This is a genomic window from Klebsiella sp. w6, from assembly GCF_033100215.1.
Lineage (GTDB): Bacteria > Pseudomonadota > Gammaproteobacteria > Enterobacterales > Enterobacteriaceae > Klebsiella > Klebsiella variicola.
Genome location: NZ_CP136907.1, coordinates 1730585 through 1754874, shown reverse-complemented (window position 1 = coordinate 1754874; position 24290 = coordinate 1730585). Strand labels below are relative to the sequence as shown.

Sequence of the window (24290 nt, the reverse complement as noted above, 5' to 3'; positions counted from 1 at the left end):
GATGCGGGCTGAGGGCCGTGTTTTGCAGGGACGCTGCCTCGGCCCGACCCGAAGCCTGCAGGGATAAGTCGAAGGTACCACGAAGTGGCGATTTTGCTGGCCGGAGCCCGGGGGTACAGGGGGCGGCGGCGACTGGCCGCCCCCTGTGCGCTCCCAGCACCATAAGAGACATAACGCAGAAGACTAACCGGGAGCGCAAACTACGCTGAAGCCACAGATAACATAAACAACCACACTGCAGTGCTTCCCCTCACCCTAACCCTCTCCCGGAGGGAGAGGGAACCGTCCGGCCGTCGTTTACGTGGCCAACATATTGCCGGGTGGCGGCTGCGCCTGACCCGGCCTACGGAGTCTGAGAACGTGGCAAACCGATAACCGTCTCCACCGCCGCCGGGCAATACATCAGGCTCCGTGTCCAACATGTTGCCGGGTGGCGCTTCGCTTACCCGGCCTACAAAGCCATTTACATATCAGAAGGTTACTCAACACCGTAGGCCCGGCAAGCGCCGCGCCGCCGGGCAAGGACAGCGGGCGCGGAGCCGCTTTTGTGCCGGGTGGCGCTTCGCTTACCCAGCCTACAACCCCAAATCACCACTGGATCAAGGGCCGCTGAAACTGCCGGTGCTGGCGGCCTCAAAATCGCTGAGACGTTCCCGGCAGGCCGGGGCAGCCCGCATGGATGCGGGCTGAGGGCCGTGTTTTGCAGGGACGCTGCCTCGGCCCGACCCGAAGCCTGCAGGGATAAGTCGAAGGTACCACGCAGTGGCGATTTTGCCGGCCGGAGCCCGGGGGTACAGGGGGCGGCGGCGGCTGGCCGCCCCCTGTGCGCTCCCAGCACCATAAGAGACATAACGCAGAAAACTAACCGGGAGCGCAATGTGCGCTGAAGCCACTAATAACATAAAGGATCGCACGATGGTGCTTCCCCTCACCCTAACCCTCTCCCGGAGGGAGAGGGAACCGTCCGGCCGTCGTTTCCGTGGCCAACATATTGCCGGGTGGCGCTTCGCTTACCCGGCCTACATAACCATTAAATTTCAGAAGGTTAACCATCACCGTAGGCCCGGCAAGCGCAGCGCCGCCGGGCAAAAGGTATCGCACCGGGCCAAACGAAAAAAAGCCGGAGGTTTCCCTCCGGCTTTTCTCATTTACATCACGCTATGCCTTAGGCCACATCTTCATACTGCGGCACCGGGTTGCGGAAGCTTTTGGTCACGCAGGCCAGATAGACCAGACCGATACCGGCCCAGATCAGGCCCAGAATCATCGAGCTCTCTTCCAGGTTGACCCACAGCGCGCCAACGGTCAGGGCGCCGCACATCGGCAGGAACAGATACTGGAAGTGGTCTTTCAGCGTCTTGTTGCGTTTCTCACGGATCCAGAACTGCGAAATCACCGACAGGTTAACGAAGGTAAACGCCACCAGCGCACCAAAGTTAATCAGCGCCGTCGCCATCACCAGGTCGAAGTTAATCGCCAGCAGCGCAATAGCGCCGACCAGGATGATGTTCATCGCCGGGGTGCGCCAGGTCGGGTGAACATAGCCGAAGAAGCTTTTCGGGAACACGCCGTCGCGGCCCATCACGTACATCAGACGCGCCACGCCAGCGTGCGCCGCCATACCGGAAGCCAGCACGGTGATGGTGGAGAAGATCAGCGCGCCAACCTGGAAGGCTTTACCTGCTACGTAGAGCATAATTTCCGGCTGTGACGCATCCGGATCTTTAAAGCGCGAGATGTCCGGGAAGTACAGCTGCAGGAAGTAGGTGGCAAAGATGAAGATCAGGCCGCCAATCAGCGCGGTCAGGAAGATCGCCCGCGGGATGACGCGCTCTGCATCTTTGGTCTCTTCAGACAGGTTGCTGATGCCGTCGAAGCCGGTAAACGAGAAGCACAGGATCGTCGCCCCGGTAATCATCGGGATCACGTGCGCGTCACCGGACCAGAACGGACGGCTGCTGGCCAGCGTACCGGCGCCTTCGCCTTCAAACACGCCATAAATCACCATGCCGAGAATAACGGCAATCAGCACCACCTGCAGCACCACGATCACGGTGTTGAAGTTGGCCACGGATTTAATACTGCGCAGGTTAAAGGCGGTCATAAAGGCGACCAGTGCGATAACAAACACCCACGACGGAATCGAAGGCACCAGCGCTTCAAAATAGATTTTCGCCAGCAGAATGTTGATCATCGGCGCGAACAGGTAGTCGAGCAGCGAGGACCAACCCACCATAAAGCCAACGGTCGGGCTGATGGATTTCTGCGCATAGGTATACGCCGAGCCGGCAGAAGGGTAACGACGTACCAGCTTGCCATAGCTCAGGGCAGTAAACAGAATGGCGATTAACGCAAAGGCGTAGGCCGTCGGCACGTGACCGTCGGTCATACCAGAGACGATACCAAACGTATCGAACAGCGTCATCGGCTGCATATAGGCCAGGCCCATCATTACAACCGGAACTAACGTAAGCGTTTTACGTAATTCCACGCGAGAGGTATTTGGAGTAGCGTTATGCGACATAGTTATCCCCTTTTACGGTGAACGCCAGCGCGTAAGCAAAAAATTGCCCCATTTCTTTCTATTCCTCAGCGACAACGACTGTCGGTTTTTAGTAAATATCTATCCGGTACGAAGCCCGGCCTCTTGGTATTGAATGATGTGTCTTTCGACCAAAAAAATAACCGACACTTTTAAAAAAAGCGTCGGCTAGTCTCTGGTTTTCAGGCCGCATATTTTGCAACAAATTCAACGGCGTTGACAAGATGTTATGAAGTTCATTGCGTAAGCGTATTTTTTAACGTGCTAATATCTATACGATTTCCGTATGATAAATTGTAAAAATAGCACTATTTGCTAATAGCGTTTCCCGCCACCATTTGCTGGCCAAACCGCAGGTGGCGTCATTCCAGGCGATCCAGGCATGCTGGCGGGGCGACAGCCCGCGAACCGCCATGCTGATGAGCTCGCCGCTCTCCAGCAGCCCCTGCACCTGGTAACGCGGCAGACAGCCCCAGCCCAGCCCCATGCGCAGCAGCGCCAGCTGCCCCGCGGCGTCACACACCGTCAGGGTCTCCTGATCGCTGAGCAGCGCCCCGCCCTCGCCGGTGGCCACCGCCCGATAACGGCGCAGGGTCCGCCAGCTCAGCGGAGCGCGGTGTCGCGCCAGCGGATGCTGCGGGGAAACCACCAGCAGCAGCTCCAGCTCGCCGAGGGGGAGATAATCATAACCGCTCAGCGGCGGCGGCTCGCCAAGGGCGCCCAGCAGCAGATCGGCCTGCCCGTCGGTCAGCGGCCGCCAGTCCAGCAGCGAGGGGTTCTGCGTGAAGTGCAGCCGGGTCAGCGGCTGTTGTTGATAAAATGCGGCAATCAGCGGCGAAAGCTGCGTCACGGGAAAAGTGCAGTCCACCGCCAGGCGGAGGGTGTGTTCCCACCCCTGCTGCAGCTTGACCGCCCGGATCTCCAGTTCGCGGGCGATATGCAGCACTTCCCGCCCTTTCTCCAGCAGCATTTGTCCGGTGGGGGTAAAGCGCGCGCGGTGACCGCTGCGGTCGAGCAGCTGGATATTGAGATCGCTTTCCAGCCGATGAACGGTGTAGCTCAGCGCCGAGGGCGTTTTAAAGAGCTTTGCCGACGCGGCGGCAAAGCTCCCCTCTTTTTCCAGCGCGTCGAGGATCACGAGGACATCCAGCAGTGGTTTCATCGCTACCCCCTTACGGTATGCGAATCACCGCTGGCAGATCACTCCATCGGCATCACCAGCGGATCGGGGTACTGGTACTCAAACCCCAGCTCATTGCAGATACGATTGCCATCCACAATCTTGCCCTGACCGCCGTCCGGGCTGTCGCTGAACACCGGCGGCGGCAGCCCCAGCTCACGGGCCATCTGCGGATAAAAGAGGCCGCGCGCCGGATGGCGGGGCGCACATAGATTATAGATGTGCCCGCCCTTAGGGGCCTGCAACAGCAGTTCGATAGCGGCCACCACATCCTGCAAATGCACCAGATTGACCACGTGCTGGCCATCCGGCGCCGACTTGCCGGCAAAAAAACGTCCCGGATGACGGGAAGGCCCCACCAGCCCGGCCAGACGCAGAATATCCACCGAGGTTCCCGGCAGGTTGTGCAGCCAGTCCTCCAGCTCCTTGAGCACCTGCCCGCTGGCGGTTTGCGGCAGACGCGGGGAGTTCTCTTTCACCGTGCCATTGACGTTGCCATACACCGAGGTGGAACTGGTGAAGACGATCCGCGGAATATGGTGCGCCAGCGCGGTATCGACAATCTCCTGCACCGCCTGCAGATAAAACCCTTCTCCCGCCCCGGTACGCCGGGCCGGCAGCGTGATCACCAGCGCATCGACGTTCATCAGCGCGTCGAGGTCCTCGGTATCACAGACCAGCTGCGGCTCCAGGCGCAGCGGATAGCTGTCAATCCCGCACATCCGCGCCGCCTCCACGCCATCCTGCGTGGTTTTACTGCCGGTGACCTGCCAGCCTCGCGCCATCAATGACAGCGCCAGCGGCATCCCCAGCCATCCCAAACCGACTATCGCGACCTTTTTCATCCCAGGCTCCTGACTCTTTCGCTGTGCTGATTACAGGCTACGCCAGCCAGCGGCAACTGACAATTTCTTCGCTCAATGTGAAATGAATTAATGATAGAAAAAAGCCCTTGCTTTCTGCGGCGGAAGTGGTTTAGGTTAAAGGACATCAAATGCATAGTCATTCACAGAGAATTTTTATGAACCGCGTTCAATTTAAACACCACCATCATCACCATCATCCTGACTAGTCTTTCAGGCGATGTGTGCTGGAAGACATTTGGATCTTCCAGTGGTGCATGAACGCGCAGAGAGCCCCCGGAAGATTCACTTCCGGGGGCTTTTTTTTGGACCAAATTCGGACAGATTCAGACAGGTATTCAGAGGAAAAGAACAATGTTAGACAACACCCGTTTACGCATAGCTATTCAGAAATCAGGCCGTTTAAGCGAAGATTCACGCGAATTACTCAGCCGCTGCGGCATTAAAGTCAATTTGCACACCCAGCGTCTGATTGCGCTGGCGGAAAATATGCCAATCGACATTCTGCGCGTGCGTGATGACGATATCCCGGGCCTGGTGATGGACGGTGTTGTCGACCTCGGCATTATCGGCGAAAACGTGCTGGAAGAAGAGCTGCTCAGCCGCCGCGCTCAGGGCGAAGACCCGCGCTACTTCACCCTGCGCCGTCTCGACTTCGGCGGCTGCCGCCTGTCGCTGGCGACCCCGGTGGATGAAGCCTGGAACGGCCCGGCGGCGCTGGATGGCAAACGCATCGCCACCTCTTACCCACACCTGCTGAAGCGTTACCTCGATCAAAAAGGTATCTCCTTTAAATCCTGTCTGCTGAACGGCTCCGTGGAAGTGGCGCCGCGCGCCGGCCTCGCCGACGCCATCTGCGACCTCGTCTCCACCGGCGCCACCCTGGAAGCCAACGGCCTGCGCGAAGTGGAAGTGATCTACCGCTCCAAAGCCTGCCTGATCCAGCGCGACGGCGAGATGGCCGACGCCAAACAGCAGCTGATTGACCGCCTGCTGACCCGTATTCAGGGCGTGATCCAGGCCCGCGAGTCGAAATACATCATGATGCACGCTCCGACCGAACGCCTGGAAGAAGTGGTTGCCCTGCTGCCGGGCGCCGAGCGTCCGACTATTCTGCCGCTGGCAGGCGACAAGCAGCGCGTGGCGATGCACATGGTCAGCAGCGAAACCCTGTTCTGGGAGACCATGGAAAAACTGAAAGCGCTGGGCGCCAGCTCCATTCTGGTGCTGCCGATTGAGAAGATGATGGAGTAATCGGCCAGCCGGTCACGGGACACACAGGGGAAAACAATCATGAGCTTCAACACAATCATCGACTGGAACGGCTGTAGCGCAGACCAACAGCAACAACTCTTAACGCGCCCGGCGATTTCCGCCTCCGACAGCATCAGTAAAACGGTGGCGGAGATCCTCGATAACGTCAAAGCCAACGGCGACGCGGCGCTGCGCGAATACAGCGCGAAGTTTGATAAAACCACCGTCGCCGCGCTGCAGGTGAGCGAGGCGGAGATCGCCGCCGCCGGCGAACGCCTCAGCGACGAGCTGAAGCAGGCGATGGCGGTGGCGGTGAAAAACATCGAGACCTTCCACAACGCGCAACAGCTGCAGGCGGTGGATGTCGAAACGCTGCCGGGGGTGCGCTGCCAGCAGGTCACCCGCCCTATCGCCTCCGTCGGGCTGTATATTCCGGGCGGCTCGGCGCCGCTGTTCTCCACGGTGCTGATGCTGGCGACGCCGGCGCGCATCGCCGGCTGTCAGCAGGTGGTGCTCTGCTCGCCGCCGCCGATCGCCGATGAGATCCTCTATGCCGCGCAGCTGTGCGGCGTGAAAACCATCTTTAACGTCGGCGGCGCCCAGGCCATCGCCGCCCTGGCTCTCGGGACCGAGTCGGTGCCGAAGGTGGATAAAATCTTTGGCCCGGGTAACGCTTACGTCACGGAAGCCAAACGTCAGGTCAGCCAGCGTCTGGACGGCGCAGCCATCGACATGCCGGCCGGTCCGTCGGAAGTGCTGGTGATCGCCGACAGCGGCGCCACCCCGGACTTTGTCGCCTCCGACCTGCTGTCGCAGGCGGAACACGGCCCGGACTCGCAGGTGATCCTCCTGACCCCGGACGCCGACCTCGGCAGCCGCGTCGCTGAGGCCGTCGAACGCCAGCTGGCCGCCCTGCCGCGCGCGGAAACCGCCCGCGTGGCCCTCTCCGCCAGCCGGATCATCGTGGCCCGCGACCTGGCGCAGTGCGTGGCTATCTCCAACCAGTATGGTCCGGAACACCTGATCATTCAGACCCGTCAGGCCCGCGAGCTGGTGGACAGCATCACCAGCGCCGGTTCGGTTTTCCTCGGCGACTGGTCACCGGAATCCGCGGGTGATTACGCCTCGGGCACCAACCACGTCCTGCCGACCTATGGGTATACCGCCACCTGTTCGAGCCTCGGCCTGGCCGACTTCCAGAAGCGGATGACCGTGCAGGAGCTGTCGCGCGACGGCTTTGCCGCCCTCGCCTCAACGATTGAGATCCTGGCCGCCGCCGAGCGCCTTGACGCCCACAAAAACGCCGTAACGCTGCGCGTTGCCGCCCTGAAGGAGCAAGCATGAGCATTGAAGATTTAGCCCGCGCCAACGTCCGTGCGCTGACCCCGTATCAATCCGCTCGCCGTCTGGGCGGCAAAGGCGACGTCTGGCTGAACGCCAACGAATTCCCGACCGCCGTGGCTTTCCAGCTTACCGCGCAAACGATGAACCGCTATCCGGAGCCGCAGCCGAAGGCAGTCATCGAGAGCTACGCCCGCTACGCCGACGTCAAACCGGAGCAGGTGCTGGTCAGCCGCGGCGCCGACGAAGGGATTGAGCTGCTGATCCGCGCTTTCTGTGAGCCCGGCAAAGACGCGCTACTCTACTGCCCGCCCACCTACGGCATGTACAGCGTCAGCGCCGAGACCATCGGTGTCGAATGCCGCACCGTGCCGACCCTCGCCGACTGGCAGCTCGATCTGCCGGGTATCGAGGCGCAGCTGGACGGCGTGAAGGTGGTCTTTGTCTGCAGCCCGAACAACCCGACCGGTCAGATCATCGATCCGCAGTCGATACGCGACCTGCTGGAGATGACTCGCGATAAAGCCATCGTGGTCGCCGACGAAGCCTATATTGAGTTCTGCCCGCAGGCGACGCTCGCCGGCTGGCTCAGCGACTATCCGCACCTGGTGGTGCTGCGCACGCTGTCCAAAGCCTTCGCCCTCGCCGGCCTGCGCTGCGGCTTCACCCTCGCCAACGCCGAGGTGATCAACGTGCTGCTGAAAGTGATCGCCCCGTACCCGCTCTCCACGCCGGTGGCCGATATCGCCGCCCAGGCCCTGAGCGCGGAAGGGATCGCGGCGATGCGCCAGCGCGTGGCGCAGATCCTCGACGAGCGCCGCTACCTGGTGGAACAGCTGCGCGGCATCGCCTGCGTGGAGCAGGTCTTCGATTCCGAGGCGAACTACGTTCTGGCGCGGATAACCGCCTCCAGCGCAGTGTTTAAATCTTTGTGGGATCAGGGCATTATCTTACGTGACCAGAATAAACAACCTTCATTGAGCGGCTGTTTGCGTATCACTATCGGTACCCGTGCCGAGAGCCAGCGCGTGATTGACGCCTTGACTGCGGAGAATGTATGACCCAGAAGTATCTCTTTATTGACCGTGACGGCACCCTGATTTCCGAACCGCCGGTGGATTTCCAGGTGGACCGTTTCGACAAGCTGGCGTTTGAGCCGCAGGTGATCCCGGCGCTGCTGAAGCTGCAGCAGGAAGGCTATAAGCTGGTGATGATCACCAACCAGGATGGCCTGGGAACCGACAGTCTGCCGCAGGAAGCATTTGATGGCCCGCACAACCTGATGATGCAGATCTTCGCCTCGCAGGGCGTCAATTTCGAAGAGGTGCTGATTTGTCCGCACTTCCCGGGCGACAACTGCGCCTGCCGCAAACCGAAAACGCAGCTGGTGTTGCCGTGGCTGGAAGACGGCGTACTGGATAAAAGCCACAGCTATGTGATTGGCGACCGGGCCACCGACCTTGAGCTGGCGGATAACATGGGGATTACCGGCCTGCGCTATGACCGTGAGACCCTGGACTGGCCGACCATCAGCGAGCAGCTGACCCGCCGCGACCGCTATGCCCACGTCGAGCGCATCACCAAAGAGACCCAGGTGGACGTGAAGGTGTGGCTGGACCGCGAAGGCGGCAGCAAGATCCACACCGGCGTCGGCTTTTTTGACCATATGCTCGACCAAATCGCCACCCATGGCGGCTTCCGCATGGAGATCAACGTCGGCGGCGATCTGTACATCGACGACCACCACACCGTGGAAGATACCGGCCTGGCCCTCGGCGAAGCCCTGAAGCTGGCGCTTGGCGACAAACGCGGCATCAACCGCTTCGGCTTCGTGCTGCCGATGGACGAGTGTCTCGCCCGCTGCGCGCTGGATATCTCCGGCCGTCCGCACCTGGAGTATAAGGCGGACTTCACCTATCAGCGCGTCGGCGATCTGAGCACCGAGATGGTGGAACACTTCTTCCGCTCGCTCTCTTACACCATGGCGGTGACCCTGCACCTGAAAACCAAGGGCAAGAACGATCACCACCGCGTGGAGAGCCTGTTCAAAGCCTTTGGCCGTACGCTGCGCCAGGCGATCCGCGTCCAGGGCGATGCCCTGCCGTCTTCCAAAGGGGTGCTGTGATGAATGTGGTGATCCTTGATACCGGGTGCGCCAACCTCAATTCGGTGAAATCGGCGATTGGCCGCCACGGCTATGAGCCGGTGGTCAGCCGCGATCCGGAGGTGGTATTGCGTGCCGATAAACTGTTTCTTCCCGGCGTCGGCACCGCCCAGGCGGCGATGGACCAGCTGCGCGACCGCGATCTGATCGACCTGATCAAAGCCTGTACCCAGCCGGTGCTGGGGATTTGCCTGGGCATGCAGCTGCTCGGCAAGCGCAGCGAGGAGAACAACGGCGTCGATCTGCTGGGCATTATCGAAGAAGAGGTGCCGAAGATGACCGACCACGGTCTGCCATTGCCGCACATGGGCTGGAACCGGGTGTATGCCAAAGCAGGCGATCGTCTGTTCCGCGGCATTGAAGAAGGCGCGTATTTCTACTTCGTGCACAGCTACGCCATGCCGGTCAACCCGTACACCATCGCCCAGTGCAATTACGGCGAGGCGTTCACCGCCGCGGTGCAGAAAGATAACTTCTTTGGCGTGCAGTTCCACCCGGAGCGCTCCGGGAGCGCCGGGGCGCAGCTGCTGAAAAACTTCCTGGAGATGTGATGATTATTCCTGCTTTAGATTTAATCGACGGCACCGTCGTTCGTCTCCACCAGGGCGATTACGGCCAGCAGCGCGACTATGGCAGCGATCCGCTGCCGCGCCTGCAGTCCTATGCCGCTCAGGGGGCGGAAGTCCTGCACCTGGTCGACCTGACCGGGGCGAAGGATCCGGCGAAACGCCAGATCCCCTTGCTGAAATCGCTGGTCGCCGGCGTTGACGTCCCGGTACAGGTTGGCGGCGGCGTGCGGACCGAAGCGGATGTCGCGGCTCTGCTTGAGGCCGGCGTCGCCCGCGTGGTGGTCGGCTCCACCGCGGTGAAGTCCCCGGAGGAAGTGAAAGGCTGGTTTAAACGCTTTGGCCCTGAACGGCTGGTGCTGGCGCTCGACGTGCGCATTGACGCCGACGGCAACAAGCAGGTGGCGGTCAGCGGCTGGCAGGAAAACTCCGGCGTGACGCTGGAGGAGCTGGTGGAAAGTTATCTGCCGGTCGGCCTGCAGCACGTGCTGTGCACCGATATCTCCCGCGACGGCACGCTGGCAGGCTCTAACGTCTCGCTGTACGAGGAAGTCTGCGCCCGCTACCCGCAGGTGGCGTTTCAGTCATCCGGCGGCATCGGCGATCTTAATGATATTGCCGCGCTGCGCGGCACTGGAGTGCGCGGCGTGATTGTTGGTCGCGCGCTGCTGGAAGGTAAATTCAACGTAACGGAGGCCATTCAATGCTGGCAAAACGGATAATCCCCTGCCTCGACGTCCGCGACGGCCAGGTAGTGAAAGGCGTGCAGTTCCGTAATCACGAGATCATTGGCGACATCGTCCCGCTGGCCAAGCGCTATGCCGACGAAGGGGCCGACGAACTGGTGTTCTATGATATCACCGCCTCCAGCGACGGCCGGGTGGTCGACAAGAGCTGGGTGTCGCGCGTGGCGGAAGTGATCGATATTCCTTTCTGCGTGGCCGGCGGGATCAAATCGCTGGAAGACGCGGCGCAGATCCTCTCCTTCGGCGCCGATAAGATTTCGATTAACTCCCCTGCTCTCGCCGACCCGACGCTGATCACCCGCCTTGCCGACCGCTTTGGCGTGCAGTGCATTGTGGTGGGGATTGATACCTGGTTTGATGCAGAGACCGGCAAATATCACGTCAACCAGTATACCGGCGATGAGACCCGCACCCGGGTGACGCAGTGGGAAACCCTCGACTGGGTGGAGGAAGTGCAGAAGCGCGGCGCGGGCGAGATCGTCCTCAATATGATGAACCAGGACGGGGTGCGCAACGGTTACGACCTGCAGCAGCTGGCGAAGGTTCGCGCGGTGTGCCATGTCCCGCTGATCGCCTCCGGCGGCGCGGGCACCATGGAACATTTCCTCGAAGCCTTCCGCGACGCCAACGTTGACGGCGCGCTGGCGGCCTCGGTATTCCACAAACAGATTATTAATATTGGCGAACTGAAAGCGTACCTGGCGGCACAGGGCGTGGAGATAAGGGTATGTTGACTGAACAGCTGGACTGGGAAAAAACGGACGGCATGATGCCGGCCATCGTGCAGCACGCCGTATCCGGCGAAGTGCTGATGCTGGGCTACATGAACAAGGAGGCGCTGGAGAAAACCGAAGCCACCGGCAAGGTCACCTTTTACTCACGCACCAAACAGCGGCTGTGGACCAAGGGTGAAACCTCGGGCAATGTCCTCAACGTAGTGAGCATCACGCCGGACTGTGATAACGATACGCTGCTGGTGCTGGTGAACCCGATCGGGCCGACCTGCCACAAAGGCACCACCAGCTGCTTCGGCGAAACCGGCCACCAGTGGCTGTTCCTCTATCAGCTGGAGCAGCTGCTGGCCGAGCGTAAGCACGCCGACCCGGAGAGCTCCTACACGGCGAAGCTGTACGCCAGCGGCACCAAGCGTATTGCGCAGAAAGTGGGGGAAGAAGGCGTCGAGACCGCGCTGGCCGCCACGGTGAACGACCGCTTCGAGCTGAAGAATGAGGCGTCGGATTTGATGTATCACCTGCTGGTGCTGCTGCAGGACCAGGGGCTGGATCTCGGGGAAGTGATTGATAATCTGAAGAGTCGTCACTAACGCGTTAACCCCCGCCGCAACGGCGGGGGTAGCTGACCTCAGGATTTGCTTTCCAGCAGCGTATTGTAGAGATTGACGTAAGCGTCAATCATATGGTCGGCAGTAAACATCTCTTCAAAACGACGACGCGAGTTTTCGCCATAGCGGCTGGCGGTTTCATCGTTATGCCAGAGCTCATTCATCGCCTCCACCAGCGCCTGACTGTCATTCGGCGGGATCACACAGCCATTCACTTTGTCCTGGTTAATGAACGAGGTCCCGGTGCCGATCTCGCAGGAGATCAGCGGCCTGGCGAAGCGCGCGCCTTCCAGTAACGTAATGCCAAACGCTTCGGAGCGCAGATGCGAGGGGAAGACCACGCCCCGGCAGAGCTGGAAGAGAATGTATTTATCTTCGTCGTTGAGCATGCCGGTAAACACAACATTGCTCAGCCCGCGTTGCTGCGCCTCACGCCGCACTTCCGCCTCCAGCGGCCCGCCCCCGACGATCACCACCGGCAGCCGGCTACGCTCGGCGGCATCCAGCAGAATGTGCAGCCCTTTGTAGTAGCGGAAAGCGCCGACGAAGAGGAAGAAGTTATCGCCGACGGTTTCCCGCCAGTGCGCCACCCGCTGCGGATCGTGCTGCACGTCATGCTGCTCCAGGCCAAACGGGATCACCACGGTTTTATCCTGATATTTTTTCAGGGTCTGGCTGGAGGCCACGTAGTTGGGCGACGAGGCGACGATGCAGTCTACGCTGGCGAGGAATCGCTCCTGCAGCGGCTGGTACAACTTCATTAACCGTTTTTGTTTCACAATATCCGAGTGATAGGTCACCACCGTTCTGGCGTCAGGCCGCGCCGAGAGATGCAACATATCCATGAATGGAAACGGAAAGTGGTAGTTGATGATGTCGTAATCATCTTTAATCTGCTTAAAACGCTTTAACGCTTTCAACGAAAACGGCGTGGAGGCAATTTCAAAAAGCTGCTTATTATAAATGACCCGATGGTCTTCGTAGGCGACAGGACCTGTCTCTTTGTCCGGGCTAAAAGTAAAAACATCGGCTGCGATTCCCCGGCGGGCGCAGCCCTGACTTAGCTGATAAATGACCTGCTCAATACCGCCGTAGGTATCGGGATAGTAGGTCTTATAGACGTGTAGAACTCTCAACTGACACCCTTAGAGTAATTTATAGGCGTTAATGGTCTGGGTCGTACAGTTCTCCCACGAAAACTGTTTCGCCTGGGCAAGACCGCGCGCGGTGGCGATTTCCCGCCAGCTATCATCCTGCAGGCTCTGCAAAATATGCGCGCTAATCGCGTCTACATCATTAGGATCGGCAACGAGGCCGGCATCGCCAACCACCTCAGGCAAAGAAGTGACATTGGAACATACTACCGGCACACCGCAAGACATCGCTTCAAGAATAGGTAAACCGAATCCCTCATAGAAGGAGGGATAAACAAAGGTTCTGGCCGCCGCGTACAGATAAGGCAGGTCTTCATCCGGGACATAGCCCAGGTAACGGATCCACCCTTCACGCGTACCGCGCTCGACTAACTGCCACAGCACATCGTCTTCCCATCCGCGATAACCGCTGAGGATCAGCGGGTAGCGCATGCGGGTCTCCATCGGCAGCAGCTGATAGGCCTGCAGCAGACCGCGGATATTTTTACGCGGCTCCATGGTGCCGATATATAACGCATACCCCTGCCACGCCAGCTGATATTTCTGCAGGACCGGCAGGCACTCCGCCGGGCTGCGCGGAATATAGTCGCTGCTGCAGGCCAGCTTGGTGGTGACGATCCGATCCGCCGGATAGTTGAACAGGCGGATGATTTCACTGCGCGAGAAGTCGGAGACGGTCAGGATCAGCTTCGCCGAATCCAGGCTCTCGTGCAGGGACTTCTCCATATAGCGAACCCGATCTTTTGGATGATATTCCGGGCAGGTAAAAATGGAGATGTCATGAAACGTGGTCACGGCGCGTTCCAGGCGATGCGGCAGATAGAAATTGGGACCATGGTAAATGTAGTCTTTGTAATCGCGCAATGCCCACGCCTGGCGCCGCGGATGCAGCAGGCGATACGCCTCAATCAGCAGCGGCTGGCGGCGCAGAAACGCCGACAGACGACCATGATTGCTGGCTTTGGTATCGCTTTTATTCTCCACCTGGGGGATCTGATCGATAAACGACGCGCCGTGAAACAGCTTCAGCTCTTCGATTTCACGGGCAACCGCCAGCCGCTTAACCAGCTCCAGGGAATACCGACCGATGCCCGTTAATGGGTATTTAATTGGCTCAGTAGCAAAAATAATTTTCATAACGAACTCATCACAAGGGCCACCGGAGTAGCCCTGTTGATAGCGATTATTGCTTCGCGGCTGGCGCGATAATCGGCAGGTTTTTCAGGAGAAATTCCGCGCTCTGTTTCCAGGTTAACCAGTTGATATTTTCGGAACGAGGATGCGCGTTTTGCTCGTACAGGGCTAACCACTCTTCTACCGCCTTCGCGATATCGGACGGCGCTTCACCGGAGAAATACCAGGCATGTTCCTGAGCAATCTCTTTAAACACCGGAATGTCGCGAATAATCACCGGCAGCTTTTTCTGCGCCGCTTCAATCAACGGCAGGCCAAAGCCTTCTCCCTGCGAGGCAAAGATCAGCGCGCGTGAACGAGCGTATAGCTCGGCCAAAAACTCGTCGCTGATATTCTGCAGCCAGAAGAGCTTTTTGTTCAGCTGCGGATGATGGCGTAATTTTTCGCACAAGCTGTCAACGTTCCAGCCCTGTTTGCCGACGATAAACAAGTTGTAGTCTTTGCCCTCGCGCCACAGTTCCTCGAAGGCGGCGAGCGTCTGGGCGTGGCCTTTGCGCGGCTCCATGGTACCCACCATGATAAATGACGGGGCTGCAGCCATCGCTGCTAACAGCGCCTGTGCATTTTCCGGCATGCCAGTGGACGGTACGCTGGCATCGAGGTCGGCTCCCAGATGGAAGTTGCTGACGGTCAGCAGCGGGTTCGGTTTCACCCAATGGCGATTTTCCGCAATCCACGCTTTCACATCCTCGGCGACGCTGGCAGAGACGCAGATCAGCCGGTCGGCGTGCTCTGCGAGGCAGGACAGCCAGATCGGGAATTCACGCTGAATGCCTTCGATACTCCACTCCGGGCGGCGTAATGGCAGAATATCATGCACCACGAAGCAGGCGAACGCCCCGGCGGCGCGCATGCTGTCAATTTGCGTCACCACCTCCGGGAAGAGATGCGCGGTCAGATCGGTGGCGATAAGCACATCGTCTTTGCTGAACAGCACCGGTTCATCAGCGCCAAATTCGCCCGGGAAATGACTGGACAGATATTGGTTGGCGTAGCGATAACACTCGCCAGGGGTGTAGTAGACAGCGGAAACCTCGTAACCCGGCACGCCAGATTTCAGTAATTCGCTGAGGATACTGCGCGAGACGCGCTGGATCCCGGTCTTCGCGTCATGTTTCGCCAGAACCGAAATGTCCACCAGCAGCTTGCGGGAATGGCGCTTAAAGCTATTGCGCGCAACCGCCCATGCCAGACCAAGACGGTCGACTTCGCTCAGCGCATCGATTTTCTGCATCGTCTGGATACGGGAGGCGGTCACGCTTTCCGCCTGCCCGGCATTCGCCTCTTGGGACGACTGCAGCAGACGAGTGAAACCCTCGATCGCCAGATGGGCGGTATTGGCCCACGAGAATTTGGCCGACTGCGCGAGAGCATGCGCTTTCAGCTCACGATAAAAAGCCTCATCGGTCAGCGCCTTCTCCATGACCCGGCGAATGTCCTGCACATCATGCGGATTGAACATGGCATCTTCCCAGCCAATGACTTCCGGCAGGCTGGTAATGTTTGAACCCAGGGTCGCGGCCCCACAGCGCATCGCTTCCAGCGGCGGCAGGCCGAATCCCTCATGCAGCGACGGGAACACAAACAGTTTGCAAAGGTTGTACAAGGCAATCAGATCGTCGTCGGTCAGGAAGCCGGTAAAGATAAGCTGGCTGCGTGACAGGCCATAGCTTTCCGCCAGACGCAGAATACGCTCCAGATCTTCAGGATGCACTTTATACGCGAGCACCATCGGATAGCGCTGCTGCAGTTCGGCAGGCAGCATGCTGTAAGCATGAATAAGCGCTTCAATGTTTTTCCGCGGCTCGATCATCGCCAGCGTTAGGATAAACTCATCCGGCAGGCTGTATTTGTCTTTTAAAGACTGAATACGCTCAGCAGAATAATCGATCACCGCAAACTCTTCGCCCACCGCCGAGGAGATGTTCAGTACCCGATCGCTGGCGATGTCGGTATATTCGATCACTTCCTGAGCTGCCGACTGCGAAATAGCGAAGATCGCGTCTGCCCGCTCAAATTCCGCCAGCTTGTTCATATAAAACTCACGGAAATTCGGATCGCCGAGGTAACGCTCTTTATTTAACAGCGGGATCAGATCGTGGCATACACACACCGTCTTCCACGGCACATTATCCGCCGGAATAGACACGGTATAACTATCCCCATGGCCTTCGAAGAAGCTAATAACATAGACGATATCAGGCGCGATATTGGCGATAGCGATATCGCGGGCCGCCTGGGCTGCCTTGCTACGACCGTGGTTTTCGATGTTGCAATAGGCCGTTGGCGCAACGGCGGAGAAGATGAACATATCTTCATCCGTCAGCAGGTCCCGATAGGCCATTTTGACATCATTGATATTATCAATGGGGTACATACCATTGATCAAAATACTGACGCGATGCTCACCGGCATTTTCAATAATGGCGCGGCTCATGGCCAGGGTACTGCGACCGATACCGCGGAATTTACTTTCCGACTGGTAACCCTGGACATCAATCAAAATATGCAAGTTAATCTCCTTATTTATTTTTCGTTAGTTTGAGATAAATTTCATAAACCTCCGGAGGTAAAAGCTCCGGATGCATCACTTGCAGTTCAGTCTGCGATAAAATCTGCGCATCAGCCTGATACTGACTGTGCGGCAGTGGATTCATACGACGATACAAACGATAGGCAGGCTGATAAAGGCCCAGCTTATGTAAACCATTTACCGCGGTATGTTTTACCTGCGGATGTTTTCTCATAAATGAGAAAACAAACCGCAGGACGCGCTTAATAAAATGTTTACACCGCTGCACGAAACCATACTGCCTCAGCAAATGGATCTGCAGGCCCAGATAACGATAACCTTTGGTCATTCTCCAGGAACGGCTGCGATGGATTTTTTCGATTTCCTGGCGAAGCTGCTGGTTTTCGTTGCTTAAATGGTGGATCTCCCGGTTAGCGGCTTCCAGTCGCTGCAGTAGCTCAGCGGTTTCAGGGGGCAACTCGGGCTGAACGTCAGCCTGGGCGTGCGCTTGTGCCGACTGCAACAGCGCCGCCAGCTGCTCCATATTCTCACCAAGCCAGGCGAGTTCATGGCTGACTTCCACAGGTTGTTGAGCTTTCTCGACTAACGCATCCTGAGCGGCCTGCAGCTGAGCCATCTGCTTTTCCAGAGTATGGATTTGGCCGCGCAACGCTTCTGAGCCGGCGCTTTCATGACGCACCCGGGACTGGAGCTCCAGCAGCACCGTCTCCTGAGCGATGATCCACTGTTCCGTCGCCCCGCGCTGCTGTTCAGCTGACGGCAGCTTCGCTTTCTTCTCGAACAGCGCCAACAGCAGGGCAAAGTTCCAGCGTTCAACCGGCTCCTGCCAGACCGCATACAGCCAGTTAGACCACGGCTGGGGCAGATTAAACGGATGAACAGGCGCCGAGCGCCAGAAACCAGTCCAGCTTTTGTTTTCGGCAAACAGCTCATTCACAAACACGAAGAACGACTGGACAAGGTTCGTCGGCCAGCTGCAGTCCTGCGGCGTGGTAACGATAGAGCCGAAGTCGATTAAGCGGGCATGCTGTCGGGCATCGACCATCACGTTCCACGGGCGTACATCGTCATGCCAGAACCCTTGTTTCTCCAGCGCCGCTAAGGAACGAAGCAAGCTACCGAGGATTTTTTCACGATCGATCTCCTCCCCGGCTGCCAGCATATCGCTCAGCAAACGACCCGGGAGTTTTTCCATCACCAGCCAGCCAGACTGAGCATTTTCGCCGTGGGCCAGTAATGCGGGCGCGTCAAAGCCCGCTGGCGGTTGCGCCAGGAACTTTATTTCATTATGCAGTTCATGTTTATTACGCTGGCTCTCTTCCGCCGTCAGGATGCCGTGGGGCATGTCGTAATAGAAAAACTTGCATACATAATCTTCGCCAAAGAAGTAGCGACGGCTGCGCTTATGCGCGAGGCCGGCCCCGGCATAGGGCTGATTCTGCCAGTGCTGGAACGGCTGATTAAAATCGTTGATCAGCACCCGGTGGTTGCTGACCAGGTACATCGGGCGCGGTACGGGGGATAAATGGGTGTCAAACTCACCGATCAGGCGATAAAACGCGCACTGCTCAATCAGTTCGCGCGGGTCGTCCGGCTGAGAAACGCCCCAGTAAAGCGGTTCTTCTTTCACCGCCAGCTCAAGGATCACCGCCTGGGTGACATCGGCCAGGCGCGAGAGCAGACGTTTAACTTCATCGATACCATGAAGGTGAACAATATGGTGAAACACGCTTAAGCCAATGGCCAGATCAAACTCGCCCTCTTCCAGCGCGGCGATCACCTCTTCAATTCTGCCTACCCGGAACTCGGCGGCAAAATCGGGGTTCTCTTCGGCCAGCGCACGGCACACGTTAATATTTTCCTGCTGGAAATCGATACCAACGATAGTCGCGCCTTTGCTTGCCAGACTCAGGCTAAAAAAGCCCTGCGCGCAGCCCAGATCGAGAACGTTAAGCGGGCGCCCCAGCGCACGGGATAAGTTATCGTACTGTTCGGTAATCAAATCGAGGCGTTGATTACAATCACGAGCGGCGTCGCCATCCCATTCGGGATGGCCAAAAATAGTTTGATAAATCTCAGGTAATTCGCTAACCAGCGTGTTTAAGTCTTTAGTCATGGAATCGTTTTTCTCAACGTCATTGGTAGCTAGTAAAGGACGACTTAAGATCGATGACACCCCAGAAATCCATGCTCTTGGTCACATGTAAAATAATGGAGTCGTAACGTCTGTCCAGCGGCGTCATATCCGTCTGTGGGTTGCCGGCAGAGATACCAAATGACAGCAGGTAATCGCCACTGTTTAAATCAACCGGAAGGCTAAATTTAAAGACCCGAACATCGCCGCGGGAAACCGAAATATTTTCCCGCCCTTCAGAGGCGAGGAAAGAGTTGGTTCCGTAGAGGAATAAGCCATCGAGGGTCTTAATCAGGATGCCTGGCACCACGCAATCAAAATCGTATTCAAACACGACCTTCATCAGAAAATCGGTCTGCTGATTGCCCGTCAGTGAGGGAGGAAAATCAACCCCGGCGCTCTGGATATGATAATCGATGATTTTCGCGCCACCCTGCCCCCAGCGATATTCTTCCGGACGGTAGCCTGGGCGCGTGTGGTACACATCTTCAATCTCATCGAGAGACATCTGGCTTTCGCCACTGGCTGACGAGATAGCCGTTGCGCTTTTTGTCGCGCTGTCTTTATCGGGTTTGCCAAACAGCTCATCCAGGTAACGGTTGGTCACGTCGCGGGCGGTGCCGTCCATGCAGATGTCACCATTTTTGAGGAAAATGGCGCGGTCGCAGTGCTTGACGATATCCCCGGCGCTGTGGGAAACCAGTAGCAGCGTGGTCCCCTGCTTTTTGAAGTCCGCGATGCGAGCATAGCATTTCGCCTGAAAACGGGAGTCACCCACGGAGAGCGCTTCATCGACGATCAGAATATCCGGCCGGGAGGCCGTGGCGACAGCGAACGCCAGGCGCATTTGCATGCCGCTGGAATAGATGCGCACGGGTTCTTCAATGTAGTCGCCAATATCGGCGAAGGCTTCGATCTCCGGCATTAAGCGCTCGATCTCTTCCCGGCCCAGGCCCATCATCAGCCCGGACATATACACGTTCTGCCGGCCGGTAAAGTCAGGATGGAAGCCCATGCCCAGCTCCAGCAGCGCGGCGACGCGCCCCTGGATTTCAATGCTGCCTTTGGTGGGCTGAGTGGTGCCAGTCAGCAGCTTCAGTAACGTACTTTTACCTGCGCCGTTCACCCCAACAATGCCGACCGCTTCACCGGGTTCAATGCTGAAATTGATATCTTTCAATACCCATTTCTTGCTGTGCCGCGGCTTATCGCCCGGCAGTAGTTTCTCAATGACCCGGTTCCATTTAGATGGATAATATTTATACGCCTTGCCGACGTGCTGAACTTTGATACTCATGATTAAATCTCGTCCACAATATCAGCGGCATGTTTTTTAAATAAACGCCAGGCAAATAAAAACAGAATGACCGACACCACTGTGACCGGAAGCAGCGCCATCCAGTTAGGGCTCTGGTGATAGAGCATCACGTTCTGGTAGGAACCGATAATGGTCGCCATCGGGTTATATGCCAGCAGACCTGATACCCATTCCGGCAGCGTTTTGGATACGTAAACAATCGGCGTAAACCAGAACCAAAACTGCAGCAGGATATTGACGAACTGCCCGACGTCGCGGACAAAAACGTTCAGCACCCCGAGGATAATCCCCAGGCCAAGAGTAAACAGCATCTGGACGATCAGCACCGGAATGATTTCAAAGAAAATCATGCCCGGGAAATTGCCCGTGACGATCAGAAACAGTACAAACAGACCAAAAATGATCAGGAAGTTAATGAACGCCGAGGCGGTGACAATGATCGGTAAACAGATCCGCGGAAAGCTCAGTTTCTTGAGGATATTGGCATTGGTCAGAAAAACGTTGACCAGATTGCCGAGCGTTTCCGTAAACAACCCCCAGGTTAATACCCCGGAACAGAGGTAGATACTGTAGGCAAAAGGACCATCCATGCCCGCCAGGCGGGCACGCATTAACTCTGAAAAAATTAATGTATAGACGGAAATCATGGCGATCGGCTGTAAGATCAACCATGCCGCGCCTAAAAAACTGGTCTGGTAACGGGACTGAAAGTCCCGTTTAACGCTGTCAATAATAAAGCCACGGTAGCGATAGATCGCTGAAAACATAGGACTCAAAGCGATTCCTCTTTTAACAGGTTGAGCAGCTCGGCGGTTTTCTCATTCATTAACGCAGTATCCGCTCTGGACTCCACGTTCAGACGCACCACCGGCTCGGTATTGGACGTGCGCAGGTTAAAGCGCCACTCAGGGTATTCAATACTGATACCGTCCGTTGTGTCGATGTGTGCGGCCGCCGGCTCATACTGCGCACGGATGCGCGCTATCGCCTCCGCCGCATTCCCCAGCTTGCGGTTGATCTCCCCCGACGCCGGGAACGCCGCCTGGCGGTCCGCCACCAGCGATTTCAGCGAGCTGTTCTTCAGGCACAGCAGCTCCGCCACCAGCAGCCACGGGATCATCCCGCTGTCGCAGTAGGCGAAGTCGCGGAAGTAATGGTGCGCGCTCATCTCCCCGCCGTAGATGGCGTCTTCCTGGCGCATCCGCTCCTTGATGAACGCATGCCCCGTCTTCGACATCACCGGCTGGCCGCCGCTGCGGGTCACGATGTCCACCGTGTTCCACGTCAGACGCGGGTCGTGAATGATTTTCGCCCCCGGCTGCTTCTGCAGGAACGCTTCCGCCAGCAGGCCGACAATGTAGTACCCCTCGATAAACGACGCCTCGTCATCGAACAGGAAGCAGCGGTCGAAGTCGCCGTCAAAGGCGATACCCATGTCCGCCTGATGCGCACGCACCGCATCGGCGGTGTCCTGACGGCACTCCGGCAGCAGCGGGTTCGGGATACCGTTCGGGAAATGGCCGTCCGGCTGGTGATGCACCTTGATAAAGGTCACCGGCGCCCCGGCCGCCGCGAAGCGTTTCTCCACCTCATCAATCACGTGCCCCGCCGCCCCGTTGCCGGAGTTCACCACCAGCTTCAGCGGACGGGTGAAGTTCGCCAGGTCCACGTAGCCCATCAGGTGGTCGACGTACTCCTTCAGCACCGAAATCTGACGCAGGGTCCCGCGACGCGCCGGGTCCACCGGCGGGAACTGGTTCTCCTCCGCCAGGCGCTGGATATCCCGCAGGCCGGTGTCGCCGCTGATGGGCTTCGCGTTCTCGCGCACCAGCTTCATGCCGTTGTAGTTCATCGGGTTATGGCTCGCCGTCACCTCGATGCCGCCGTCCACCCCGAGGTGGAAGGTGGCGAAGTAAATCTCTTCCGTGCCGCTCAGGCCGATATCCAGCACGTCGGTGCCGGCGTCCATCAGCCCGCGGGCCAGCGCCAGCTTCAGCGACTCGCTGGTGAGGCGCACATCGCCCCCCACCACTATCTTCCCGGGTTTCAGAAATTCGCCATAGGCGCGGCCGATACGGTAGGCGATGTCCTCGTTCAGCTCCTCGCCCAGTTCACCACGGATGTCATAAGCCTTAAAGCATGTTAACTGTGTCATTCTGCGTTTTGTCCCGAAAAAATTAGCAACGACCATACTGGTCTTTAATACGAATAATGTCGTCCTCGCCGAGGTACGACCCCGACTGGATCTCCAGCACTTCCAGCGGAATACGGCCCGGGTTTTCCAGGCTGTGCTCGGCGCCAATCGGAATAAAGGTGGACTGGTTCTCGGTCAGCAGGAACTGCTTGCCGTTGACCGTCACCTGGCCGGTGCCGGCGAGAATGACCCAGTGCTCGGCGCGGTGGTGGTGCATCTGCATCGAGAAGGCGCCGCCCGGTTTCACGGTGATACGGTTGACGTTGAAGCGCGGGGTCTGGACCACCACGTCGCAGCGGCCCCAGGGACGGTAAATCTCGCGGTGGCGCTTGTACTCGCTGCGCTGGTTCTGCTTGAGGAACTCGACCGCCTTCTTCACGTCCTGGGAACGCTCGCGGTTCATCACCAGCACGGCGTCCTTGGTGCTGACAATCACCAGGTTCTCCACGCCGATGGCCGCCACCAGCTTCTCGTCGCTGTTGATGTAGCAGTTTTCGCTGTTGTGCACCCAGGCGTCACCGCTGAGGACGTTACCCTGCTCGTCTTTCGGGCTGACCTCCCACAGGGCGGACCAGGAGCCGACGTCGCTCCAGTCGGCATCGAGACCGACCACCACCGCGTCGGCGGTTTTCTCCATCACCGCGTAGTCCACGGACTCGTCCGGGCACTCGCAGAAAATGTCATGCGGAATGCTGATGAAGTCGCTGCCGTTGTCGGCGGCATTGACCGCGGCCTGGCAGGCTTCGAGGATATCCGGGCGGAATTTGGCCAGCTCGGAGAGGTATTTTTTGGCGCGGAACATAAACATGCCGCTGTTCCAGTAGTACTCCCCGGAGGCGAGGTAGGCCTCAGCGCGCTCGCGGTCCGGCTTCTCCACGAAGCGGGCCACCTGGTACGGGGTGTGGGCGCTGTCGGTGAGGGCCACGCCGCGCTGGATGTAACCGTAGCCGGTTTCCGGGGCGTTCGGCACGATACCGAAGGTGACCAGATGGCCTTCATCGGCATACTGCTCGGCGACGCGGATGGCGTCGTGGAAGACCGGCTGGTTATTGATGATATGGTCGGCGGCGAGGACCAGCATCAGCGGGTCGTCGCCGTGACGGGTGGCCTGGAGGGCCGCCAGGGCGATGGCCGGGGCGGTGTTGCGCCCGACCGGCTCAAGAATAATGTTGTTGGACAGCTTGTTGAGCTGGCGCAGCTGTTCAGCCACCAGGAAGCGGTGCTCTTCGTTACAGATGACCATCGGTTCATGGATTTCAAGGCCCGAGAGTCGGGTGATGGTTTCCTGCAGCATGGAGTTCTGCCCGTACAGCCGGAGGAACTGTTTCGGGTAAAGCTCGCGAGACATCGGCCAGAGACGACTGCCGGTACCACCAGCCATAATTACAGGAAGTAACATAATGAAATCCTTAAATAAATAATTGCTTTATTTTACTATCAATCAATCGACCGTCAGGTGGCGTGGCCTTTTTGAGGCACGCTACCGCCATTGGCTGTCGCAACCAAAATGCGTACTGCTCCCGTGCTCCAGGCTAAGCGCCACCCTCTTTCGCTTCAGGCTGTCGGCAGATCGTTCAGTCAGCAGCTACAATGACAGCCTGGCGGAACGCGTGTCCTGAAAACCTAAAAGCAGAGATATACCTTCAGGCATATCTCTGCTTTTAACATGCATCTTCCCTCACCTGGCCGCCAAACGCACCACACTTTCCGCATTTGCCGCCGGGTTAACCATCAGGACTTTCTCATTTACGCAGGGCAAAACACA

Annotated in this window: 21 protein-coding genes and 1 other annotated feature; of the genes, 9 read left to right on the top strand and 12 right to left on the bottom strand. The window is 58.2% G+C overall.

Going from position 1 to position 24290, the window contains the following annotated elements:
• Positions 1-1165: 1165 nt before the first annotated feature.
• The 4 genes from plaP to R0140_RS08395 form a co-directional block, all read right to left on the bottom strand.
• Complete coding sequence (plaP, locus tag R0140_RS08405) at positions 1166-2524, bottom strand: putrescine/proton symporter PlaP (RefSeq protein WP_004148994.1); 1359 nt, start codon at positions 2522-2524, stop codon at positions 1166-1168.
• Complete coding sequence (gene yoeI, locus R0140_RS27800; protein ID WP_096335043.1) at positions 2514-2576, bottom strand: membrane protein YoeI; 63 nt, start codon at positions 2574-2576, stop codon at positions 2514-2516. Before yoeI ends, plaP begins: the two co-directional genes overlap by 11 nt.
• 237 nt (positions 2577-2813) lie before the next feature.
• Positions 2814-3704: a LysR family transcriptional regulator gene (locus R0140_RS08400; protein WP_317703967.1), complete on the bottom strand. Its 891-nt coding sequence runs from the start codon at positions 3702-3704 to the stop codon at positions 2814-2816.
• Between the two features lie 38 nt (positions 3705-3742).
• Positions 3743-4567: an SDR family oxidoreductase gene (locus R0140_RS08395; protein ID WP_008804116.1), complete on the bottom strand. Its 825-nt coding sequence runs from the start codon at positions 4565-4567 to the stop codon at positions 3743-3745.
• 176 nt (positions 4568-4743) lie between these two features.
• On the opposite strand from R0140_RS08395, the gene hisL reads away from it, so the two are divergent.
• The 9 genes from hisL (at position 4744) to hisIE (ending at position 11980) form a co-directional block, all read left to right on the top strand.
• Positions 4744-4794, top strand: a complete 51-nt coding sequence (gene hisL, locus R0140_RS08390; RefSeq protein ID WP_004899375.1) for a his operon leader peptide — start codon at positions 4744-4746, stop codon at positions 4792-4794.
• Positions 4770-4892, top strand: a sequence feature (His leader region). (Overlaps the previous gene by 25 nt.)
• 47 nt (positions 4893-4939) lie before the next feature.
• Positions 4940-5839: an ATP phosphoribosyltransferase gene (gene hisG / locus R0140_RS08385; RefSeq protein ID WP_002912152.1), complete on the top strand. Its 900-nt coding sequence runs from the start codon at positions 4940-4942 to the stop codon at positions 5837-5839.
• Positions 5840-5878: 39 nt separating this feature from the next.
• Positions 5879-7183, top strand: a complete 1305-nt coding sequence (gene hisD / locus R0140_RS08380) for a histidinol dehydrogenase (protein ID WP_008804115.1) — start codon at positions 5879-5881, stop codon at positions 7181-7183.
• On the top strand, positions 7180-8241 hold the full coding sequence (hisC, locus tag R0140_RS08375; protein ID WP_012967604.1) for a histidinol-phosphate transaminase: 1062 nt from the start codon (positions 7180-7182) through the stop codon (positions 8239-8241). Before hisD ends, hisC begins: the two co-directional genes overlap by 4 nt.
• Positions 8238-9305 carry a bifunctional histidinol-phosphatase/imidazoleglycerol-phosphate dehydratase HisB gene (gene hisB, locus R0140_RS08370; RefSeq protein WP_008804114.1) on the top strand — a complete coding sequence of 356 codons (1068 nt, stop codon included), beginning with the start codon at positions 8238-8240 and terminating at the stop codon, positions 9303-9305. Before hisC ends, hisB begins: the two co-directional genes overlap by 4 nt.
• Positions 9305-9895, top strand: a complete 591-nt coding sequence (hisH, locus tag R0140_RS08365) for an imidazole glycerol phosphate synthase subunit HisH (protein WP_008804113.1) — start codon at positions 9305-9307, stop codon at positions 9893-9895. Before hisB ends, hisH begins: the two co-directional genes overlap by 1 nt.
• Positions 9895-10632, top strand: coding sequence for a 1-(5-phosphoribosyl)-5-[(5-phosphoribosylamino)methylideneamino]imidazole-4-carboxamide isomerase (gene hisA, locus R0140_RS08360; RefSeq protein WP_004200373.1), 738 nt, complete (start codon positions 9895-9897; stop codon positions 10630-10632). Before hisH ends, hisA begins: the two co-directional genes overlap by 1 nt.
• Positions 10614-11390, top strand: a complete 777-nt coding sequence (gene hisF / locus R0140_RS08355) for an imidazole glycerol phosphate synthase subunit HisF (RefSeq protein ID WP_008804112.1) — start codon at positions 10614-10616, stop codon at positions 11388-11390. Before hisA ends, hisF begins: the two co-directional genes overlap by 19 nt.
• A complete protein-coding gene (gene hisIE, locus R0140_RS08350) occupies positions 11384-11980 on the top strand; it encodes a bifunctional phosphoribosyl-AMP cyclohydrolase/phosphoribosyl-ATP diphosphatase HisIE (protein WP_008804111.1) in 597 nt (198 codons plus the stop codon). Before hisF ends, hisIE begins: the two co-directional genes overlap by 7 nt.
• 38 nt (positions 11981-12018) lie before the next feature.
• Here the strand turns inward: hisIE and wbdC are convergent, their stop codons facing one another.
• Genes wbdC through R0140_RS08310 form a run of 8 tightly spaced genes read right to left on the bottom strand, consistent with a single transcriptional unit; the run spans position 12019 to position 23924 of the window.
• Entirely contained in the window at positions 12019-13134 is a 1116-nt protein-coding gene (wbdC, locus tag R0140_RS08345) for an N-acetyl-alpha-D-glucosaminyl-diphospho-ditrans,octacis-undecaprenol 3-alpha-mannosyltransferase WbdC (RefSeq protein ID WP_064176560.1), read from the bottom strand.
• A gap of 9 nt (positions 13135-13143) precedes the next feature.
• Positions 13144-14289, bottom strand: coding sequence for a glycosyltransferase family 4 protein (locus R0140_RS08340; protein WP_008804110.1), 1146 nt, complete (start codon positions 14287-14289; stop codon positions 13144-13146).
• 46 nt (positions 14290-14335) lie between these two features.
• Complete coding sequence (wbdA, locus tag R0140_RS08335; RefSeq protein ID WP_110214909.1) at positions 14336-16858, bottom strand: polymannosyl GlcNAc-diphospho-ditrans,octacis-undecaprenol 2,3-alpha-mannosylpolymerase WbdA; 2523 nt, start codon at positions 16856-16858, stop codon at positions 14336-14338.
• Between the two features lie 10 nt (positions 16859-16868).
• On the bottom strand, positions 16869-18995 hold the full coding sequence (locus R0140_RS08330) for a class I SAM-dependent methyltransferase (protein WP_194391620.1): 2127 nt from the start codon (positions 18993-18995) through the stop codon (positions 16869-16871).
• Between the two features lie 19 nt (positions 18996-19014).
• Positions 19015-20310 (bottom strand): O9 family O-antigen export ABC transporter ATP-binding subunit, encoded by a 1296-nt coding sequence (gene wzt / locus R0140_RS08325; protein ID WP_012541096.1) that lies wholly within the window; start codon positions 20308-20310, stop codon positions 19015-19017.
• A gap of 2 nt (positions 20311-20312) precedes the next feature.
• Positions 20313-21098 carry an O9 family O-antigen export ABC transporter permease subunit gene (wzm, locus tag R0140_RS08320; protein WP_012541095.1) on the bottom strand — a complete coding sequence of 262 codons (786 nt, stop codon included), beginning with the start codon at positions 21096-21098 and terminating at the stop codon, positions 20313-20315.
• A gap of 5 nt (positions 21099-21103) precedes the next feature.
• On the bottom strand, positions 21104-22486 hold the full coding sequence (gene rfbK / locus R0140_RS08315) for an O9 family phosphomannomutase RfbK (RefSeq protein WP_012967600.1): 1383 nt from the start codon (positions 22484-22486) through the stop codon (positions 21104-21106).
• Positions 22487-22508: 22 nt separating this feature from the next.
• Positions 22509-23924 carry a mannose-1-phosphate guanylyltransferase/mannose-6-phosphate isomerase gene (locus R0140_RS08310; protein ID WP_012967599.1) on the bottom strand — a complete coding sequence of 472 codons (1416 nt, stop codon included), beginning with the start codon at positions 23922-23924 and terminating at the stop codon, positions 22509-22511.
• Between the last annotated feature and the right edge of the window lie 366 nt (positions 23925-24290).

Bases quoted from the DNA above. Each gene is read 5' to 3' on its own strand.
- plaP (WP_004148994.1), bottom strand. From the start codon at position 2,524: ATGTCGCATAACGCTACTCCAAATACCTCTCGCGTGGAATTACGTAAA.
- R0140_RS08400 (WP_317703967.1), bottom strand. From the start codon at position 3,704: ATGAAACCACTGCTGGATGTCCTCGTGATCCTCGACGCGCTGGAAAAA.
- R0140_RS08395 (WP_008804116.1), bottom strand. From the start codon at position 4,567: ATGAAAAAGGTCGCGATAGTCGGTTTGGGATGGCTGGGGATGCCGCTG.
- hisG (WP_002912152.1), top strand. From the start codon at position 4,940: ATGTTAGACAACACCCGTTTACGCATAGCTATTCAGAAATCAGGCCGT.
- hisD (WP_008804115.1), top strand. From the start codon at position 5,879: ATGAGCTTCAACACAATCATCGACTGGAACGGCTGTAGCGCAGACCAA.
- hisC (WP_012967604.1), top strand. From the start codon at position 7,180: ATGAGCATTGAAGATTTAGCCCGCGCCAACGTCCGTGCGCTGACCCCG.
- hisB (WP_008804114.1), top strand. From the start codon at position 8,238: ATGACCCAGAAGTATCTCTTTATTGACCGTGACGGCACCCTGATTTCC.
- hisH (WP_008804113.1), top strand. From the start codon at position 9,305: ATGAATGTGGTGATCCTTGATACCGGGTGCGCCAACCTCAATTCGGTG.
- hisA (WP_004200373.1), top strand. From the start codon at position 9,895: ATGATTATTCCTGCTTTAGATTTAATCGACGGCACCGTCGTTCGTCTC.
- hisF (WP_008804112.1), top strand. From the start codon at position 10,614: ATGCTGGCAAAACGGATAATCCCCTGCCTCGACGTCCGCGACGGCCAG.
- hisIE (WP_008804111.1), top strand. From the start codon at position 11,384: ATGTTGACTGAACAGCTGGACTGGGAAAAAACGGACGGCATGATGCCG.
- R0140_RS08340 (WP_008804110.1), bottom strand. From the start codon at position 14,289: ATGAAAATTATTTTTGCTACTGAGCCAATTAAATACCCATTAACGGGC.
- R0140_RS08330 (WP_194391620.1), bottom strand. From the start codon at position 18,995: ATGACTAAAGACTTAAACACGCTGGTTAGCGAATTACCTGAGATTTAT.
- wzt (WP_012541096.1), bottom strand. From the start codon at position 20,310: ATGAGTATCAAAGTTCAGCACGTCGGCAAGGCGTATAAATATTATCCA.
- wzm (WP_012541095.1), bottom strand. From the start codon at position 21,098: ATGTTTTCAGCGATCTATCGCTACCGTGGCTTTATTATTGACAGCGTT.
- rfbK (WP_012967600.1), bottom strand. From the start codon at position 22,486: ATGACACAGTTAACATGCTTTAAGGCTTATGACATCCGTGGTGAACTG.
- R0140_RS08310 (WP_012967599.1), bottom strand. From the start codon at position 23,924: ATGTTACTTCCTGTAATTATGGCTGGTGGTACCGGCAGTCGTCTCTGG.